The sequence below is a fragment of the Limnohabitans sp. MMS-10A-192 genome (assembly GCF_003063335.1).
Lineage (GTDB): Bacteria > Pseudomonadota > Gammaproteobacteria > Burkholderiales > Burkholderiaceae_C > Limnohabitans_A.
In genome coordinates, this window is the sequence record NZ_NERX01000001.1 from 519101 (window position 1) to 535878 (window position 16778).

At 58.7% G+C, this 16778-nt stretch carries 16 protein-coding genes; 13 read left to right on the forward strand and 3 right to left on the reverse strand.

Annotation, left to right across the window (positions count from 1 at the left end; translation table 11 throughout):
• The first annotated feature begins 213 nt into the window (after nucleotides 1–213).
• From aceA to B9Z43_RS02665, 9 genes are all read left to right on the forward strand, one after another.
• Nucleotides 214–1545: an isocitrate lyase gene (gene aceA / locus B9Z43_RS02625; RefSeq protein ID WP_108322577.1), complete on the forward strand. Its 1332-nt coding sequence runs from the start codon at nucleotides 214–216 to the stop codon at nucleotides 1543–1545.
• Between the two features lie 105 nt (nucleotides 1546–1650).
• Nucleotides 1651–3570 (forward strand): threonine--tRNA ligase, encoded by a 1920-nt coding sequence (gene thrS / locus B9Z43_RS02630; RefSeq protein WP_108322578.1) that lies wholly within the window; start codon nucleotides 1651–1653, stop codon nucleotides 3568–3570.
• A gap of 86 nt (nucleotides 3571–3656) precedes the next feature.
• A complete protein-coding gene (gene infC / locus B9Z43_RS02635; RefSeq protein ID WP_108322579.1) occupies nucleotides 3657–4253 on the forward strand; it encodes a translation initiation factor IF-3 in 597 nt (198 codons plus the stop codon).
• A gap of 132 nt (nucleotides 4254–4385) precedes the next feature.
• Nucleotides 4386–4589 carry a 50S ribosomal protein L35 gene (gene rpmI / locus B9Z43_RS02640; protein ID WP_108322580.1) on the forward strand — a complete coding sequence of 68 codons (204 nt, stop codon included), beginning with the start codon at nucleotides 4386–4388 and terminating at the stop codon, nucleotides 4587–4589.
• Nucleotides 4590–4614: 25 nt separating this feature from the next.
• Complete coding sequence (rplT, locus tag B9Z43_RS02645) at nucleotides 4615–4977, forward strand: 50S ribosomal protein L20 (RefSeq protein WP_026036460.1); 363 nt, start codon at nucleotides 4615–4617, stop codon at nucleotides 4975–4977.
• A gap of 112 nt (nucleotides 4978–5089) precedes the next feature.
• Nucleotides 5090–6127 carry a phenylalanine--tRNA ligase subunit alpha gene (gene pheS, locus B9Z43_RS02650; protein WP_108322581.1) on the forward strand — a complete coding sequence of 346 codons (1038 nt, stop codon included), beginning with the start codon at nucleotides 5090–5092 and terminating at the stop codon, nucleotides 6125–6127.
• A gap of 34 nt (nucleotides 6128–6161) precedes the next feature.
• Nucleotides 6162–8594 (forward strand): phenylalanine--tRNA ligase subunit beta, encoded by a 2433-nt coding sequence (gene pheT / locus B9Z43_RS02655; protein WP_108322582.1) that lies wholly within the window; start codon nucleotides 6162–6164, stop codon nucleotides 8592–8594.
• Between the two features lie 12 nt (nucleotides 8595–8606).
• Nucleotides 8607–8957: an integration host factor subunit alpha gene (locus B9Z43_RS02660; RefSeq protein ID WP_108322583.1), complete on the forward strand. Its 351-nt coding sequence runs from the start codon at nucleotides 8607–8609 to the stop codon at nucleotides 8955–8957.
• Nucleotides 8958–8988: 31 nt separating this feature from the next.
• Nucleotides 8989–9324, forward strand: a complete 336-nt coding sequence (locus B9Z43_RS02665; RefSeq protein WP_108322584.1) for a DUF1840 domain-containing protein — start codon at nucleotides 8989–8991, stop codon at nucleotides 9322–9324.
• A 28-nt stretch (nucleotides 9325–9352) separates the two neighbouring features.
• Here the strand turns inward: B9Z43_RS02665 and B9Z43_RS02670 are convergent, their stop codons facing one another.
• Nucleotides 9353–9832, reverse strand: coding sequence for a DUF192 domain-containing protein (locus B9Z43_RS02670; RefSeq protein WP_108322585.1), 480 nt, complete (start codon nucleotides 9830–9832; stop codon nucleotides 9353–9355).
• A 96-nt stretch (nucleotides 9833–9928) separates the two neighbouring features.
• Complete coding sequence (locus B9Z43_RS02675; RefSeq protein ID WP_108322586.1) at nucleotides 9929–10186, reverse strand: cold-shock protein; 258 nt, start codon at nucleotides 10184–10186, stop codon at nucleotides 9929–9931.
• A 145-nt stretch (nucleotides 10187–10331) separates the two neighbouring features.
• On the opposite strand from B9Z43_RS02675, the gene clpS reads away from it, so the two are divergent.
• Together clpS and clpA are read left to right on the forward strand one after the other, a co-directional pair.
• Nucleotides 10332–10691 (forward strand): ATP-dependent Clp protease adapter ClpS, encoded by a 360-nt coding sequence (gene clpS / locus B9Z43_RS02680; protein WP_108322587.1) that lies wholly within the window; start codon nucleotides 10332–10334, stop codon nucleotides 10689–10691.
• A 55-nt stretch (nucleotides 10692–10746) separates the two neighbouring features.
• Nucleotides 10747–13083, forward strand: a complete 2337-nt coding sequence (gene clpA, locus B9Z43_RS02685) for an ATP-dependent Clp protease ATP-binding subunit ClpA (protein ID WP_108322588.1) — start codon at nucleotides 10747–10749, stop codon at nucleotides 13081–13083.
• A 71-nt stretch (nucleotides 13084–13154) separates the two neighbouring features.
• Here the strand turns inward: clpA and B9Z43_RS02690 are convergent, their stop codons facing one another.
• Entirely contained in the window at nucleotides 13155–14675 is a 1521-nt protein-coding gene (locus B9Z43_RS02690; RefSeq protein ID WP_108322589.1) for a helicase HerA-like C-terminal domain-containing protein, read from the reverse strand.
• Between the two features lie 70 nt (nucleotides 14676–14745).
• On the opposite strand from B9Z43_RS02690, the gene B9Z43_RS02695 reads away from it, so the two are divergent.
• Both B9Z43_RS02695 and purD read left to right on the forward strand, forming a co-directional pair.
• Nucleotides 14746–15471 (forward strand): YebC/PmpR family DNA-binding transcriptional regulator, encoded by a 726-nt coding sequence (locus B9Z43_RS02695; protein WP_108322590.1) that lies wholly within the window; start codon nucleotides 14746–14748, stop codon nucleotides 15469–15471.
• Nucleotides 15472–15484: 13 nt separating this feature from the next.
• Nucleotides 15485–16765, forward strand: a complete 1281-nt coding sequence (gene purD / locus B9Z43_RS02700) for a phosphoribosylamine--glycine ligase (protein WP_108322591.1) — start codon at nucleotides 15485–15487, stop codon at nucleotides 16763–16765.
• Nucleotides 16766–16778 lie beyond the last annotated feature (13 nt).

Genomic DNA, 16778 nt, shown 5'->3' on the forward strand with positions numbered 1-16778 from the left:
GCTGCAACGCGTCATTTTTTCTCAATATGGGAAATGTAATTTTATATTGAGAAATTTATTCTTTAAGTTGTTGATTTTAAACAAATAAAAATAACTCTTGTATAAGACATAAGAATGAAAATAAGTCTTGTACAAGAGTTAAGATTTGTCCAACGACGAAGCAGAATCCGCTGCCCACATCGCCCGATTTCAACTTGACTTCAGGAGTTCTCCATGCCCGCTAACCTCAATCAACAACTGAGCCGTGAACAGCAAATCGCCGCCCTCGAAAAAGACTGGGCGACCAACCCACGTTGGAAAGGCGTCAAGCGCGGTTACTCCGCAGCCGACGTGGTTCGTCTGCGCGGCAGCATGCCCATTGAGCACACCTTGGCCAAGCGCGGTGCAGAAAAGCTCTGGGAAAAAATCAACGGTGGTGCCAAAAAAGGTTACGTCAATGCCTTCGGCGCGATCAGCGCCGGTCAGGCCATGCAACAAGCCAAAGCTGGTCTGGAAGCTGTTTATCTGTCGGGCTGGCAAGTCGCTGCCGACGGCAACACATCCGAAACCATGTACCCCGACCAATCGCTGTACGCCTACGACTCGGTGCCCACCATGGTGCGCCGCATCAACAACACGTTCAAGCGCGCTGACGAAATCCAGTGGGGCCGCGGCATCGAGCCAGGTTCCAAGGACTTCATCGACTACTTCCTGCCCATCGTGGCCGATGCTGAAGCCGGTTTCGGTGGTGTGTTGAACGCTTTCGAACTGATGAAGAACATGATCGCTTCGGGCGCTGCTGGCGTGCACTTCGAAGACCAATTGGCAGCCGTGAAGAAATGCGGTCACATGGGCGGCAAAGTGTTGGTCCCAACACAAGAAGCCTGCGAGAAGTTGATCTCCGCACGTTTCGCTGCCGACGTCATGGGCGTGTCCACCATCGTGTTGGCCCGTACCGATGCCGAAGCCGCCAACTTGATCACTTCTGACCACGACGCCAACGACAAGCCATTCTTGACTGGCGAGCGCACACAAGAAGGTTTCTACCGCGTCAAAAACGGTCTGGAGCAAGCCATCAGCCGCGGTGTGGCCTACGCCCCCTATGCTGACTTGGTGTGGTGCGAAACAGGCGTGCCAGACATTGGCTTTGCCCGTGAATTCGCGCAAGCCGTGCACGCCGCCTGCCCAGGCAAGCTGCTGTCATACAACTGCTCGCCATCGTTCAACTGGAAGAAAAACCTCAACGACAGCCAGATCGCTTCCTTCCAGGATGACCTGTCGGCACTGGGCTACAAGTACCAGTTCATCACACTGGCCGGTATCCACATCAACTGGTTCAACACCTTCCAGTTCGCACATGCATATGCTCGCGGCGAAGGCATGAAGCACTACACGGAAATGGTGCAAGAGCCTGAGTTCGCAGCCCGCGACAAGGGTTACACCTTCGTGTCGCACCAGCAAGAAGTCGGTGCAGGCTACTTCGACGATGTGACCACCGTGATCCAGGGCGGTTCGTCCTCGGTGAAGGCCTTGACCGGTTCTACTGAAGAAGAGCAGTTCCACTGATCGACTTCCCAAGAGGCTGAAGGCGAGGGCGGCTAAAATCTGTCCTCAGCGTTTAGACACCTTTTTCAAGCGCGGCCTTTGCCGCGCTTTTTTACTTGTACACACATGGTTCAGATCACTCTTCCCGACGGTTCATTGCGCGAGTTTCCAGGCCCGGTCACGGTGGCCGAGGTGGCCGCTTCGATTGGCGCAGGCTTGGCCAAAGCCGCTTTGGGCGGCAAGGTCAATGGGCAACTGGTGGACACCAGTTTCAGCATGGCGGCCAACTCGCAGCTGGCCATCGTGACGGCCAAAGACCCTGAAGGCCTCGAGTTGATCCGTCATTCGAGCGCACACCTCTTGGCTTATGCCGTCAAGGACTTGTTCCCCGAGGCGCAGGTGACGATCGGTCCAGTGATCGAGAATGGCTTTTATTACGATTTTTCGTATAGCCGTCCCTTCACGCCAGAAGACTTGGGGGCCATTGAAAAGCGCATGACCGAGCTGGCCAACAAAGACGAAGCCGTGGTGCGCCGTGTCTTGCCTCGTGACGAGGCGGTGGCTTATTTCAAGAGCTTGGGCGAGCACTACAAAGCCGAGATCATCGGCAGCATCCCGGCCGATCAAGACGTCAGCTTGTACCGCGAAGGCAACTTTGAAGACCTGTGCCGTGGCCCCCACGTGCCCAGCACCGGCAAGCTCAAGCACTTCAAACTGATGAAGGTGGCCGGTGCTTATTGGCGCGGCGACAGCAAGAACGAAATGCTCCAGCGCGTCTATGGCACAGCCTGGGCCAGCAAGGACGATTTGCAGCAGTACCTGACGCGCCTGGAAGAGGCCGAAAAGCGTGACCATCGCAAGCTCGGCCGCGAGCTCGACCTGTTCCACATCGACGAGCACGCGCCGGGTCTGGTGTTCTGGCACCCCAAGGGCTGGACCGTCTGGCAAACCATTGAACAGTACATGCGTCAGGTGTACCGCGACAACGGCTACCAGGAAGTCAAGGGTCCACAGATCATCGACAAGAGCCTGTGGGAAAAGACCGGACACTGGGACAAGTACCGCGATAACATGTTCACGACCGAGTCGGAAAAGCGCGATTACGCCTTGAAGCCGATGAATTGCCCAGGACACATCCTGATTTTCAAGCAGGGCATCAAGAGCTACCGCGACCTGCCACTGCGCTACGGTGAGTTTGGGCAGTGCCACCGCAACGAGCCATCGGGTGGCTTGCACGGCATCATGCGCGTGCGCGGCTTCACGCAGGACGACGGTCACATCTTCTGTACCGAAGACCAGATCCTGCCCGAGTGCGACACTTTCACCAAGGTGCTCAAGAAGGTTTATGCCGACTTCGGGTTTACAGACATTCTGTACAAGGTTTCAACCCGTCCAGCGGCGCGCATCGGTTCGGACGAGCTCTGGGACAAGGCCGAAAAAGCCTTGATGGACAGTTTGCGTGCTTCCGGCTGTGATTTTGTGATCTCCGAAGGCGATGGCGCGTTCTATGGTCCCAAAATCGAGTACACGCTGAAAGACGCCATTGGCCGCGAGTGGCAGTGCGGCACGATCCAAGTGGACTTCAACCTGTCCGAGCGTCTGGATGCCGAGTATGTGGCCGAAGACGGCTCGCGTCAGCGCCCCGTGATCCTGCACCGCGCTATCGTGGGCAGCATGGAGCGCTTCATCGGTATTTTGATCGAGCAACACGCCGGCGCCTTGCCCACTTGGCTGGCGCCGCTGCAGGTGTCTGTGCTCAACATCACCGATGCGCAGTCCGATTACTGTCGTGAAATTGCTGCAAAACTGCAAAAATCAGTGTCAAATCAAGGCCTTAGGGTCGATTTGGACCTGCGCAACGAGAAAATCACGTATAAAATACGTGAGCATTCGTTGCAAAAGCTGCCTTACATCCTTGTCGCTGGCGACAAAGAAAAGGCAGCAGGTACCGTCGCAGTGCGCGCCCGAGGCAACAAAGACCTCGGTGTGATGTCGATCGATGCGTTCATTGAACTCATTGCTGCCGACATCGCTTCTAAAGCCTGAAGGTGAGTTTCGCCACAAGCTTTGGCCCGTGGGCACAAAGGCGGTTAGGCTGCTGTTCGCAGTTTTTACCCTTGAAGGATTGAGTCATCGCTACCGAATTTCGTGATCGTCGCCAACGCGAAGAACGCAAACACCGTTTGAACCGTGAAATCATGGCCCCTGAGGTCCGTGTTTCCGGCCCTGAAAACGAGCCATTGGGCATTTTGTCTCTGGCAGAAGCCCTGCGCATGGCTGGTGAGTTGGATGTGGACCTGGTTGAAATCGCCGCCACCGCCAATCCACCAGTGTGCCGTTTGATGGACTATGGCAAGTTCAAGTACCAAGAGCAAAAGCGTGCGGCGGAAGCCAAAGCCAAGCAAACAGTCATTGACATCAAGGAAGTTAAGTTCCGTCCCGGCACTGACGATGGTGACTACAACATCAAGATGCGCAACATCCGCCGCTTTTTGGCAGATGGCGACAAATGCAAGATCACCTTGCGTTTCCGCGGTCGCGAGATCACCCACCAAGAGTTGGGCATGGCCTTGCTGAACCGGATTCGCGACGAATTGGCAGATTTGATCATCGTCGAGCAGTTCCCCAAGCTCGAAGGTCGTCAGATGATCATGATGATCGCGCCAGGTCGTAAAAAGCCCGCCGGTAAGCCTGCAGATGCTGCGGCGCCAGCCGATCAGGCGGGTTGAAGAGTTTGATCTGCCTTCGGGCAGGTCGAATCAAGAGCTTCCTTCGGGAGGTTTTTGTAAAAGTGGCTCGGGGCCATCAAGGCTGCAAAGATTTTGCAGACGCCTCACGAGCACAAATAAAGGAGCATTGAAATGCCCAAGATGAAGACCAAAAGCAGTGCTAAAAAGCGCTTCCGTGTTCGTCCAGGTGGTACCGTTAAACGCGGTCAAGCCTTCAAACGTCACATTCTGACCAAGAAGACCACCAAGAACAAACGCCACCTTCGCGGTGCAGTGGCTGTTCATGAGACCAATATGGGTCACATGGCACAGATGCTGCCCATGGCTGGCCTGTAATTCACTGACGAACTAGGAGAAAAATATGCCTCGCGTTAAACGTGGTGTAACGGCACGCGCCCGTCACAAGAAAGTTTTGGCCCTTGCAAAAGGTTTCCGCGGTCGCCGCGGCAATGTCTTCCGTATCGCCAAACAGGCGGTGATGAAGGCGGGTCAATACGCCTACCGTGACCGCCGCACCAAAAAGCGTGTGTTCCGTCAGTTGTGGATTGCCCGTATCAACGCCGCTGCGCGTGAATGCGGTCTGACCTACAGCCAGTTCGCCAACGGCCTGAAGAAGGCTGCCATCGAAATCGACCGTAAGATGCTGGCGGATATCGCTGTGCACGACAAGGCCGCTTTTGCTGGCATCGTGAACCAAGTCAAAGCCAAATTGGCCGCAGCTTGATTTCATGAGCGACATGGACTTTTTGTCCATGCCTCGCGCACTCGATCAAAGGGATTGAGGCTCACAAAAGCTTCAATCCCTTTTTTATTTTGTCATCTACCGAATTCCCACCATGAACGAGCTGGACACCCTGGTCGAATCTGCACGCCAGAGTTTTGTGCAGGCACTGACACCTGCTGACCTCGAAAACGCCAAAGCCCAATACTTGGGCAAAGCCGGTCGCTTGACCGAGCTGATGAAGGGCATGGCCGCTCTGAGCGTGGAAGACAAGAAAACCCGCGGTGCCGCCATCAACATCGCCAAGCAGGCGATTGAAGCCGCCTTGAATGACCGTCGCCAGGGCTTGGCCGATGCCGAGTTGCAAGCCCAACTCAAGGCCGAAGCACTGGATGTGACACTGCCAGGCCGCAGCGCCAACGTGGGTGGTTTGCACCCCGTTTCGCTCACGCTCGAGCGGGTCGAAAACATTTTTGGCTCCATGGGCTTCGAAGTCGCCCAGGGCCCTGAGATCGAGACCGACTGGTTCAACTTCTCCGCGCTCAACACGCCCGAAGACCATCCAGCCCGATCCATGCATGACACCTTCTATGTGGAAGGCGGTCATTTGCTGCGCACGCACACCAGCCCCATGCAAATCCGCCATGCGGTGCAGCACGTCAAGCGCTACCGCAACCAAATTGATGCCGGTCAGGCCATGCCCGAAATCCGTGTCATCGCGCCGGGCCGCACTTACCGCGTGGACAGCGACGCCACACACTCGCCGATGTTCCATCAGTGCGAAGGCCTCTGGATTGGTGAGAACGTGAGCTTCAAAGACCTGAAAGTTGTGGTCACCGATTTCTGCCGCACCTTCTTCGAGAGTGACGACTTGGTGCTGCGCTTTCGCCCCAGCTTCTTCCCCTTCACCGAACCCAGCGCCGAGATCGACATCCAGTTCCAAAACGGTCCGCTGGCAGGGCGTTGGCTCGAAGTGGGCGGCTCCGGCCAGGTGCACCCGAACGTGGTGCGCAACATGGGCCTGGACCCCGAGCGCTTCATCGGCTTTGCCTTTGGCATGGGCATGGACCGCTTCACCATGCTGCGCTACGGTGTGAACGACCTGCGCCTCTTTTTTGACGGCGATGTGCGCTTCCTGAGCCAGTTCCAGTAATTCCCTCCCCAGTCCGATACACGAGACACGAGTCATGCAATTTCCCGAATCTTGGTTGCGCGAGTTCTGCAACCCGCCCCTGACCACCCAGCAACTGGCCGACACCTTGACCATGGCTGGCCTCGAAGTGGAAGAGCTCGAGCCCGTGGCCCCGCCGTTCACCCACATCGTGGTCGGCGAAATCAAGGTAGCCGTGCAACACCCCAACGCCGACCGCCTGCGCGTGTGCCAGGTCGATGTGGGCCAGGGCGCACTGCTGAACATCGTTTGCGGTGCACCCAATGCCCGCGTCGGCATTCGCATTCCGTGCGCCATGGTGGGTGCTCAATTGCCGCCCGGTGAAGACGGCAAGCCTTTCGTCATCAAGGTCGGCAAGTTGCGCGGTGTGGAGAGCCAAGGCATGCTGTGCTCCGCCAAAGAGCTGAAGATCGCCGATGACCACGGTGGTCTGCTGGAGTTGCCCGCAGACGCGCCCTTGGGGCAAGACATTCGCCAGTACCTGAATCTGGACGACACCCTGTTCACCATCAAGTTGACGCCCAATCTGGCCCATTGCTTGAGCGTGTATGGCATTGCCCGCGAGGTGTCGGCTTTGACCGGTGCGCCTTTGAAGGTGCCAGCTTTCCCCGCTGTGGCGACTCAAATCCAGGACAAAGTGGCGGTGCACGTGCAAGCCACCGACCTGTGCGGTCGCTTCAGTGGCCGTGTGCTCAAGGGCGTGAACACGAAGTCGCAAACCCCGCAGTGGATGGTGGACCGCCTGGCCCGTTGTGGCCAGCGCAGCGTGAGCCCGCTGGTGGACATCTCCAACTATGTGATGTTCGAGTTCGGTCGTCCTTCGCACATCTTTGACCTCGACAAAATCCACGTCGGCCTGCAAGTGCGCTGGGGTCAGGCGGGCGAGACGCTCAAGCTGCTCAACGGCAACACCGTGACCGTGGACGAGAAGGTCGGCGTGATCGCCGATGACAGTCAAGTTGAGTCGCTGGCGGGCATCATGGGTGGCGATGCCACCGCCGTGTCCGACGACACGCAAAACATTTACATCGAAGCCGCTTTCTGGTGGCCCACCTCGATCGCAGGCCGTTCGCGCCGCTTCAACTTTTCGACCGATGCCGGTCACCGCTTTGAGCGCGGTGTGGACCCACAGCTGACGGTGGAGCACATCGAGCGCATCACCCAGTTGGTGCTGGACATTTGCGGCACGCCCGAGACCCAAGTGGGCCCCATCGACGACCAGATTCTGAACATTCCAGCGATCAAGCCCGTCACGCTGCGCGTGGCCCGTGCGGTCAAGGTGATTGGCATGCCGCTCACGCAACAGCAGTGCGCCGATGCCCTGCGTGGTCTGGGTTTGCAGGTGGCTGAAGGCGAGGGCACCGTCACAGTGACGCCGCCCAGCTTCCGCTTTGACCTGCAGATCGAAGAAGACCTGATCGAAGAAGTGGCCCGCATGGTGGGCTACAACAACCTGCCGACCAATCCGCCGCTGGCCCCCATCACAGCCAAGGTGCGCCGCGAGACCGAGCGCAGCCCGTCCGCCGTGCGCCGCGCCATTGCGGCCCTGGGTTACCAGGAAACCATCAACTACAGCTTTGTCGAAGAGTCTTGGGAAAAAGACTTGGCAGGCAATGCCAACCCGATTCGCCTGCTCAATCCGATCGCCAGCCAGATGAGCGTGATGCGCTCCAGCCTGATCGGCTCCTTGCTGCAAGTGGTCAAGTTCAACGCCGACCGCAAGGCCGACCGCGTACGGGTGTTCGAGCTGGGCCGTGTCTTCTTGCGCAATGCGTCGGTGCAAAACAGCGACACCACCGTGGAAGGTTTTGACCAGCCCATGCGTGTGGCGGGTATCGCTTGGGGCCCTGTGGAGCCATTGGGCTGGCAGGGCAAGGCCCGCAACGTTGATTTTTACGACGTCAAAGCCGATGTGGAAAAGCTGCTGGCCCCTCGCCAAGCTGAATTTGTCGCGGCAGATCATCCCGCATTGCACCCCGGGCGCTCTGCCCAAGTGGTGCTCAATGGCGTGGTGATTGGCCATGTGGGCGAGTTGCATCCTCGCTGGCGTCAAGCCTGGGAGCTGCCCAGCGCGCCGGTGGTTTTCGAGTTGTCTCTTGACGCGGTCATTGCCCGCGAAGTGCCCGTGGCCGAAGGTGTGGCCAAGCACCAGCCGGTGGAGCGCGACATGGCGGTGATCGTGGCCGAATCGGTCACGCACGGTCAGTTGATGCAGGCCATTCACGCCGCGCCGACCGATGGCTTGTTGCAAAGCGCGGTCCTGTTCGACATCTACCGGCCCAAAGCAGACGCCACCGGTGGCAGTTTGGCCGTGGGTGAAAAGAGTTTGGCCGTGCGCCTCACTTTGGGGACAGCCGACGCCACTTTGACCGATGCTCAGATCGATGCCGCCATGAACGCGGTGTTGGCCCACTTGGGCAGCCAAGTGTCTGCTCGTTTGCGCGCTTAACAGGGGCTTGTGATGGAAATCTCAGTCGAAAGTCTCGAAACCCCGGCACTGACCAAAGCGCATCTGACCGATTTGTTGTTTGAACAGATCGGTTTGAACAAGCGCGAGTCCAAAGACATGGTCGATGCCTTCTTTGATTTGATGATCGATAGCCTGATCCAAGGCACGGATGTGAAGATTTCCGGCTTTGGCAATTTCCAGATTCGCACCAAAGCAGCACGTCCAGGACGCAATCCCCGCACAGGAGAATTGATTCCGATTGATGCACGTCGTGTCGCCACCTTCCATGCCAGCCATAAACTCAAGGCCTTGATTCAGGGAGAGACCGACGAAGACGGCACCATGGACATGGTGGGCAGCTGACGCGGACCTCTGAATCATTCAGGAGGACCTCATGCTTTTCAAATTCAAATCCGCCGCCGCCAGTGACCTGATCATGCTGGAGGCCGATGCCCGCAAATTGCTGAAGATCATGCTGGGCGATGATCCCGTGCAGGGCATCATGCTGGCCAACAGCCTTGCTGTGCGCATCCAGTCATTGGAAACTGCCGTGCAGCAAGACGAAGCCTTGCGAAAACGCCTTGCGGAGCAAGCTGCATCGGATGCACGCGACGCAAACGAGGAAGAGGTGGCGCTGGATGCCGTGCGTTTGTCGCAAAGGGCTGCGCCCATGCTCAAACTCTTGCAGCGCAGCGAGGCAGAAAGCGCCGACGTGGTTTGGGGCGTTTAAGACGGCTTCAAGCCCGTCCTCAAGATCATCAGCGGGCAAATGCCTGGCCACCCAACTGGTAGCCCGCTTTGATTTGCCGTTTGGCGAACCAACCCACATTCATTTCCAGCACAAAACGCACCGGTTTGGTGGAGCAGTGCGAATCATCGCTTTGCGGCTTCATGTCGGCCAGGTTCACGATGGTGCCATCGTCGGCGACAAAGGCTGCCGTCAGAGGAATCAGGGTGTTGCGCATCCAGAAGCATTGGGTGGCCGCTTGCTCAAAGACAAACAACATGCCTTCGTGCTGAGGCATGTCCTTGCGGAACATCAGGCCGATCTGACGTTGCTCTGGCGTCTGGGCCAGTTGAACATCCAGCATGTGCATGCCTGCCGTCAGTTTGGTACGCGGCAACTGCATTTGAGGGCCGGTCTGTGCCGCAGCCAGGACGCTCGCCAACGCCAGCAAAGTTCCAGCAGTCCAGCGCGTGGACTGCGTGCAAATGCGGGAAATCAAGCGAGAAGTCATTGAAAAAGTCCATCCAAACAGGTTGCTAACCGTGCAAGGATAACGTGTCCGCAGCCATCTCTGGTGCCGACAGTGAAAAAGCCCGCGAGGGGCTGCTCAGGTCACAGAATCAGGAGATTCATCGGCAGATTGTGGTGACGACGCAGACGCTTCTTCAGTCAGGATGTTGGCTGCCATCAAGCCTTTGGCACCTTCTGCCAATTCGAAGGTGACGCGAGCGCCTTCTTTGAGGCTTTTATACCCCTCGGCCTGGATGGCCGAAAAGTGGGCAAAAGCATCCGGGCCACCACCATCGGGCTGAATAAAGCCGAATCCTTTGGCATCGTTGAACCATTTGACCGTACCGCTGGGCATGGCTTGTCTCCGTTTTTGTTTGCACCAGTTTGAGGCGTGCCTGTTAATTTTGTCAATGTGAGGTTTTCCCCGAGTCAACCCGCTTCATTCAAGACTTTTCGGGCCTTGGGTCTCAAGGGCTTCAAAGCGCCGATAGAATGAAATTATGGCCACGAAAAAACCACAGAACCCGACGCTGCCACCGGCAACGCCCCGCACCACAGACGGTGGCGACTCGGTGGTGCTGGAGCGGCGCGCCCAGAAGATCCAGCCGCCCCAGATGTACCAGGTGGCAATGCTCAACGACGATTACACCCCGATGGAGTTCGTGGTGATGGTGATCCAGGAGTTCTTTGGCAAAGACCGCGAGGCGGCCACCCAGATCATGCTCAAGATCCATTTGGACGGCAAAGGCGTTTGCGGTGTGTATTCCCGCGACGTGGCCGCCACCAAGGTCGATCAAGTGCTCGATGCCGCCAAGCAGGGGGGACACCCCTTGCAATGCATCAGCGAACCCATTGAATAGTGGGCAGTACGCCCCACATGCACAGAATCTCTCAGCAAGGCAAAAAGGAAATCACATGATTGCCCAGGAATTGGAAGTCAGCTTGCACATGGCCTTTGTCGAGGCCCGTCAGCAGCGCCACGAGTTCATCACGGTCGAGCACTTGTTGCTCGCCTTGCTGGACAACCCCAGCGCCGCCGAGGTGTTGCGTGCTTGCGCCGCCAACATCGATGATTTGCGCACCGCCTTGACCAACTTCATCAAGGACAACACCCCCCAGGTGGCAGGCACCGAAGAAGTGGACACCCAGCCCACCTTGGGGTTTCAGCGCGTCATCCAGCGCGCCATCATGCACGTGCAATCCACGGGCAATGGCAAAAAGGAAGTCACCGGCGCCAATGTGCTGGTGGCGATTTTTGGCGAGAAGGACTCCCATGCCGTGTATTACCTGCACCAGCAGGGCATCACCCGCCTGGACGTGGTCAACTTCATCGCCCATGGCATCCGCAAAAGCGATCCGCCTGAAGCGGCCAAATCTGCAGAAGCACCGTCCAATTCGGAGTCTGAGGAGTCATCAGGCGGCGAGCGCAACGAGAAAGCCTCGCCCCTTGAGCAGTACACCAACAACCTGAACCAGGCCGCCAAAGAGGGCAAGATCGATCCGCTGATCGGCCGCGAGTACGAAGTCGAGCGCACCATCCAGATCCTGTGCCGCCGCCGCAAGAACAACCCGCTCTTGGTGGGCGAGGCCGGTGTGGGCAAGACCGCGATTGCCGAGGGCCTGGCTTGGCGCATCACGCAAGGCAGCGTGCCTGACATCCTGGCCGAGGCCACCGTCTATTCGCTGGACATGGGCGCTTTGTTGGCCGGCACCAAATACCGGGGCGACTTTGAGCAGCGCTTGAAAGGCGTGCTCAAAGCACTCAAGGACAAGCCCAACGGCATTCTGTTCATCGATGAAATCCACACCCTGATCGGTGCGGGTGCGGCCTCTGGCGGCACGCTGGATGCGTCCAACCTGCTCAAGCCTGCGCTGTCGAGCGGTCAGCTCAAATGCATCGGCGCGACCACTTTCACCGAATACCGGGGCATTTTCGAAAAAGACGCGGCTTTGAGCCGCCGCTTCCAGAAAGTGGACGTGGTCGAGCCTTCGGTGTCCGAGACTGTGGACATCCTCAAAGGCCTCAAGAGCCGTTTTGAAGACCACCACAGCGTCAAATACACGATCGCCGCTTTGCAGGCTGCCGCTGAGTTGTCGGCCAAATTCATCAACGACCGCCAACTGCCCGACAAGGCGATTGACGTGATCGATGAAGCCGGTGCCGCCCAGCGCATTCAAATCGCGTCCAAGCGCAAGAAAACCATTGGCAAGGCCGAGATCGAAGACATCGTGGCCAAGATCGCACGCATTCCGCCAGCCAACGTGTCCAACGACGACCGCAGCAAGCTGCAAAGCATCGAGCGCGACCTCAAGTCGGTGGTGTTCGGCCAAGACAAGGCCCTCGAAGTGCTGTCGTCCGCCGTCAAGATGGCCCGCTCGGGTCTGGGCAAGACCGACAAGCCGATTGGCTCTTTCCTGTTCTCTGGCCCCACCGGCGTGGGCAAGACCGAGGCGGCCAAACAACTGGCTTACATCCTGGGCATCGAGTTGATCCGCTTTGACATGTCCGAGTACATGGAACGCCATGCGGTCAGTCGCCTGATTGGCGCGCCCCCCGGCTATGTGGGCTTTGACCAAGGGGGCTTGCTGACCGAGGCCGTGACCAAGAAGCCGCACTGCGTGCTCTTGCTCGACGAGATCGAGAAAGCGCATCCGGACATCTTCAACGTGCTGCTGCAGGTCATGGACCATGGCACCTTGACCGACAACAACGGGCGCAAGGCCGACTTCCGCAACGTGATCATCATCATGACCACCAACGCGGGTGCCGAGACCATGAACAAAGCCACCATTGGCTTTACCAACCCCCGTGTGGCGGGCGACGAAATGGGCGACATCAAGCGCCTGTTCACGCCCGAGTTCCGCAACCGTCTGGACGCCATCGTGAGCTTCCGTCCGCTGGACGAGCAGATCATCTTGCGCGTGGTGGACAAGTTCCTGTTGCAACTGGAGCAGCAGCTGGGCGAGAAGAAGGTGGAGGTCACCTTCACCGACAGCCTGCGCAAGTTCCTGGGCAAGAAGGGCTTTGACCCGCTCATGGGCGCACGCCCCATGCAGCGCCTGATCCAGGACACCATCCGCAAGGCTCTGGCCGACGAACTGCTGTTCGGTCGCCTGACCGAAGGTGGCCGCCTCACGGTGGACATCAACGACAAGGACGAAGTGCAGCTGGACATCACGCCCTTGCCCAAGAAAGAAGGCCGTGCATCGCGCGTGGAGCCCACTGAGCCGGAAGAGGCCGCAGCGAGCTGACTCACAGCGCACGCCATGAAAAAAGCCAGCCCGAGTGATCGGGCTGGCTTTTTTTCATTCTGTAATCGGAATCAGCGTCTGCGTTTACCGCCAGCGGACCCCATCAATCCCCCCAGCACGCCGCGCACGATCTCCCGGCCGATGGCCGAGCCGACGTTGCGCACAGCACTTTTTACCAGCAGTTGCGCCACGCCATCGTGTTGACCGCCGCGTGGGCCGGTGGAGCCAAAGATGAAGTCGGACACCGTATTCATGAGGCCTGATCCGCTTTCGGCGGGGGCTTCGGCTGCGCCCGTCGCGGCTGGGGCGCCATTCGCTGCGGGTGAGCCTTTGAGCTTTTCGTAAGCCGATTCACGGTCTTGCGTGGCTTCATACACACCCGCCACCAGGGAATTCTTCAGCAAAGCTTGGCGTTGCTCTGGCGTGATCGGGCCCAGCTGGCTGGCTGGGGGCATCACAAACACGCGTTCGGTCTCGGTCGGGCGGCCCTTGGCGTCCAGCAGGCTGATCAGGGCTTCCCCCACGCCCAGCTCGGTGATGGCCGCTTCGATGTCCAGGCCCGCCTTGGGGCGCATGGTTTGCGCGGTGGCGGCAACGGCTTTTTGGTCGCGGGGAGTGAAGGCGCGCAGGGCGTGCTGCACCCGGTTGCCCAACTGGCCTAGGATGCTGTCCGGGATGTCCAGCGGGTTTTGGGTCACGAAATACACCCCGACCCCTTTGGAGCGCACCAGACGCACCACCAGCTCGATGCGTTCGATCAAGGCTGCGGGTGCGTCTTTGAACAAGAGGTGCGCTTCGTCAAAAAAGAACACCAGCTTGGGTTTCTCGGGGTCGCCAATTTCGGGCAAGACCTCAAACAGCTCAGAGAGCAGCCACAGCAAAAACGTCGCATACAAACGTGGCGAATTCATCAGCTTGTCGGCGGCCAGGATGTTGACCACGCCCATGCCGTCAGCGGTTTGCATGAAGTCTTCGATGTTGAGCATGGGCTCGCCAAAGAATTGGTCGCCGCCCTGGGTCTCGATCTGCAGTAAGCCTCGCTGGATGGCGCCAATGCTGGCCGCGCTGATGTTGCCGTATTCGGTGGTGAAGTTCTTGGCGTTGTCGCCCACATGCTGCAGCATGGCCCGCAGGTCTTTCATGTCCAGCAGCAGCAACCCGTTGTCGTCAGCGATCTTGAACACCAGGTTCAGCACACCGGCCTGAGTCTCGTTGAGCCCCAGCATGCGGGCCAGCAGCAGGGGGCCCATGTCGGACACCGTAGCCCGCACGGGATGGCCTTGCTGGCCGAACACGTCCCACAAGGTGGTGGGGCAGGCCAGTGGCTCGGGCAGGGCGATGCCCCGGTCATTGAGCACAGCCGCCAGCTTGTCGCCGATGTTGCCCGCCTGGCTGATGCCGGTCAGGTCGCCTTTGACGTCGGCCATGAAGACGGGCACGCCCAGACGGGAAAAGTTCTCGGCCAGGGTTTGCAAGGTCACGGTTTTGCCGGTGCCGGTGGCACCGGTGATCAGGCCATGGCGGTTGGCCAGGCCGGGCAGCAGGTGGCACTGTGCCGTCTTGTTTTGGGCAATCAACATGGGTTCAGCCATCAAAAACTCCCTCACGCGTGTGAAAAGTAAAATCTACCCATAGGTTAAATCAACATTCAAGGAATTCCCGATGGCTGGCCACAGTAAATGGGCAAATATTCAGCACCGCAAGGGCCGACAAGACGAAAAAAGGCAACGCATTTGGACCCGGGTGGTCCGCGAGATCATGGTGGCCGCTCGCACCGGCGGCGGTGATGTCTCGGCCAACCCCCGTTTGCGTCTGGCCATTGAGAAGGCCAAGGCGGCCAACATGCCGGCCGACACCATCAAGCGCAACGTGGACAAGGCCACGGGCAACCTCGAAGGCGTGAGCTATGAAGAAATCCGCTACGAGGGCTATGGCATTGGCGGCGCTGCCGTGATCGTGGACACCATGACCGACAACCGCGTGCGCACCGTGGCCGAAGTGCGCCACGCCTTCAGCAAGCATGGGGGCAATTTGGGCACCGAAGGCTCGGTGGCTTTTCAGTTCAAGAACTGCGGTCAGCTGATCTTTGCCCCTGGCACCGACGAAGACAAGGTCATGGAAGTGGCTTTGGAGGCGGGCGCCGAAGACGTGATCACCGATGAGGAAGGCGCCATCGAGGTGCTGACCACGCCGGCCGATTTTGAAGCCGTGAAAAACGCACTCGAAGCCGCGGGCCTGGTGGCCGACATGGCCGAAGTGACCATGCGTGCCGAAAGCACCATCGCGCTCAGCGGTGATGACGCTGCAAAAATGCAAAAGCTTCTGGACATTCTGGAAGATTTGGACGACGTGCAAAACGTCTTCCACAACGCCGACATTGAAGAATAAACAAGGACATTTGATGAAAGTTTTGGTGGTCGGCAATGGTGGCCGTGAACATGCCATGGCCTGGAAATTGGCCCAGTCTCCCCGTGTGCAACAGGTGTACGTGGCCCCCGGCAATGGCGGCACAGCCCGCGACAAGAATTTGGTGAATGTGCCGATCACGGACATCCCCCAGCTGCGCCAGTGGGCGCAGGACAATCAGATCGGCCTGACGGTGGTTGGCCCTGAGGCCCCTTTGGCTGCGGGCATCGTGGACGACTTCCGTGCGCACGGGCTGCGCATTTTTGGGCCCACCCAAAAGGCCGCTCAGCTCGAAAGTTCCAAGGCCTTCTCCAAAGCCTTCATGGAACGCCACAACATTCCCACAGCGGAGTTCGAGACCTTCACCGATCCGGTTGCCGCACACGCCTACGTGGACCGCAAAGGCGCCCCCATTGTGGTCAAGGCCGATGGTCTGGCCGCAGGCAAGGGCGTGGTCGTGGCGATGAGTTTGGCCGAAGCGCACGAAGCGATCGACTTCATGCTGCTGGACAACACCTTGGGCGTGACGCATAACGAAGGTGGCGCCCGCGTGGTGATTGAAGAGTTTTTGCAAGGCGAAGAGGCCAGCTTCATCGTGCTGTGCGATGGCAAGAATGTGACCGCTTTGGCCACCAGCCAGGACCACAAGCGCTTGCTGGACGCCGACCAAGGCCCCAACACGGGCGGCATGGGCGCTTATTCGCCAGCGCCCGTGGTCACGGCCGATGTGCACGCCCGCGCCATGCGCGAGGTGATCATGCCCACGATCAAGGGCATGGATAAGGACGGTATTCCTTACACCGGCTTCTTGTACGCCGGGTTGATGATCGATGAACAGGGCAAGCCCAAGACGCTGGAATTCAACTGCCGCATGGGCGATCCCGAGACGCAGCCGATCCTGATGCGTTTGAAGTCCGATCTGGTGGAAGTCATGCTGGCCGCGACCTCCGAAGGCTTGGACAAGATCGAGCTGGAGTGGGACCGCCGCGTGGCTTTGGGTGTGGTGATGGCTGCAGCCGGTTACCCGCTGAACCCGCGCAAAGGCGATGCCATCAGCGGCTTGCCTGCGGATGCAGAAGACGCCATGGTGTTCCATGCGGGCACCACCGAGAAAGATGGCCAAATCCTGACCTCGGGTGGTCGCGTCTTGTGCGTGACGGCCTTGGCCGATTCGGTGCGGCTGGCTCAGCAAAAGGCTTACCAGAGCGCCAGCAGCATTCAGTTTGACGGCATGCAAATGCGCAAAGACATTGGCTACCGCGCCATCAAAAACTGAAGCAAACCCGAAA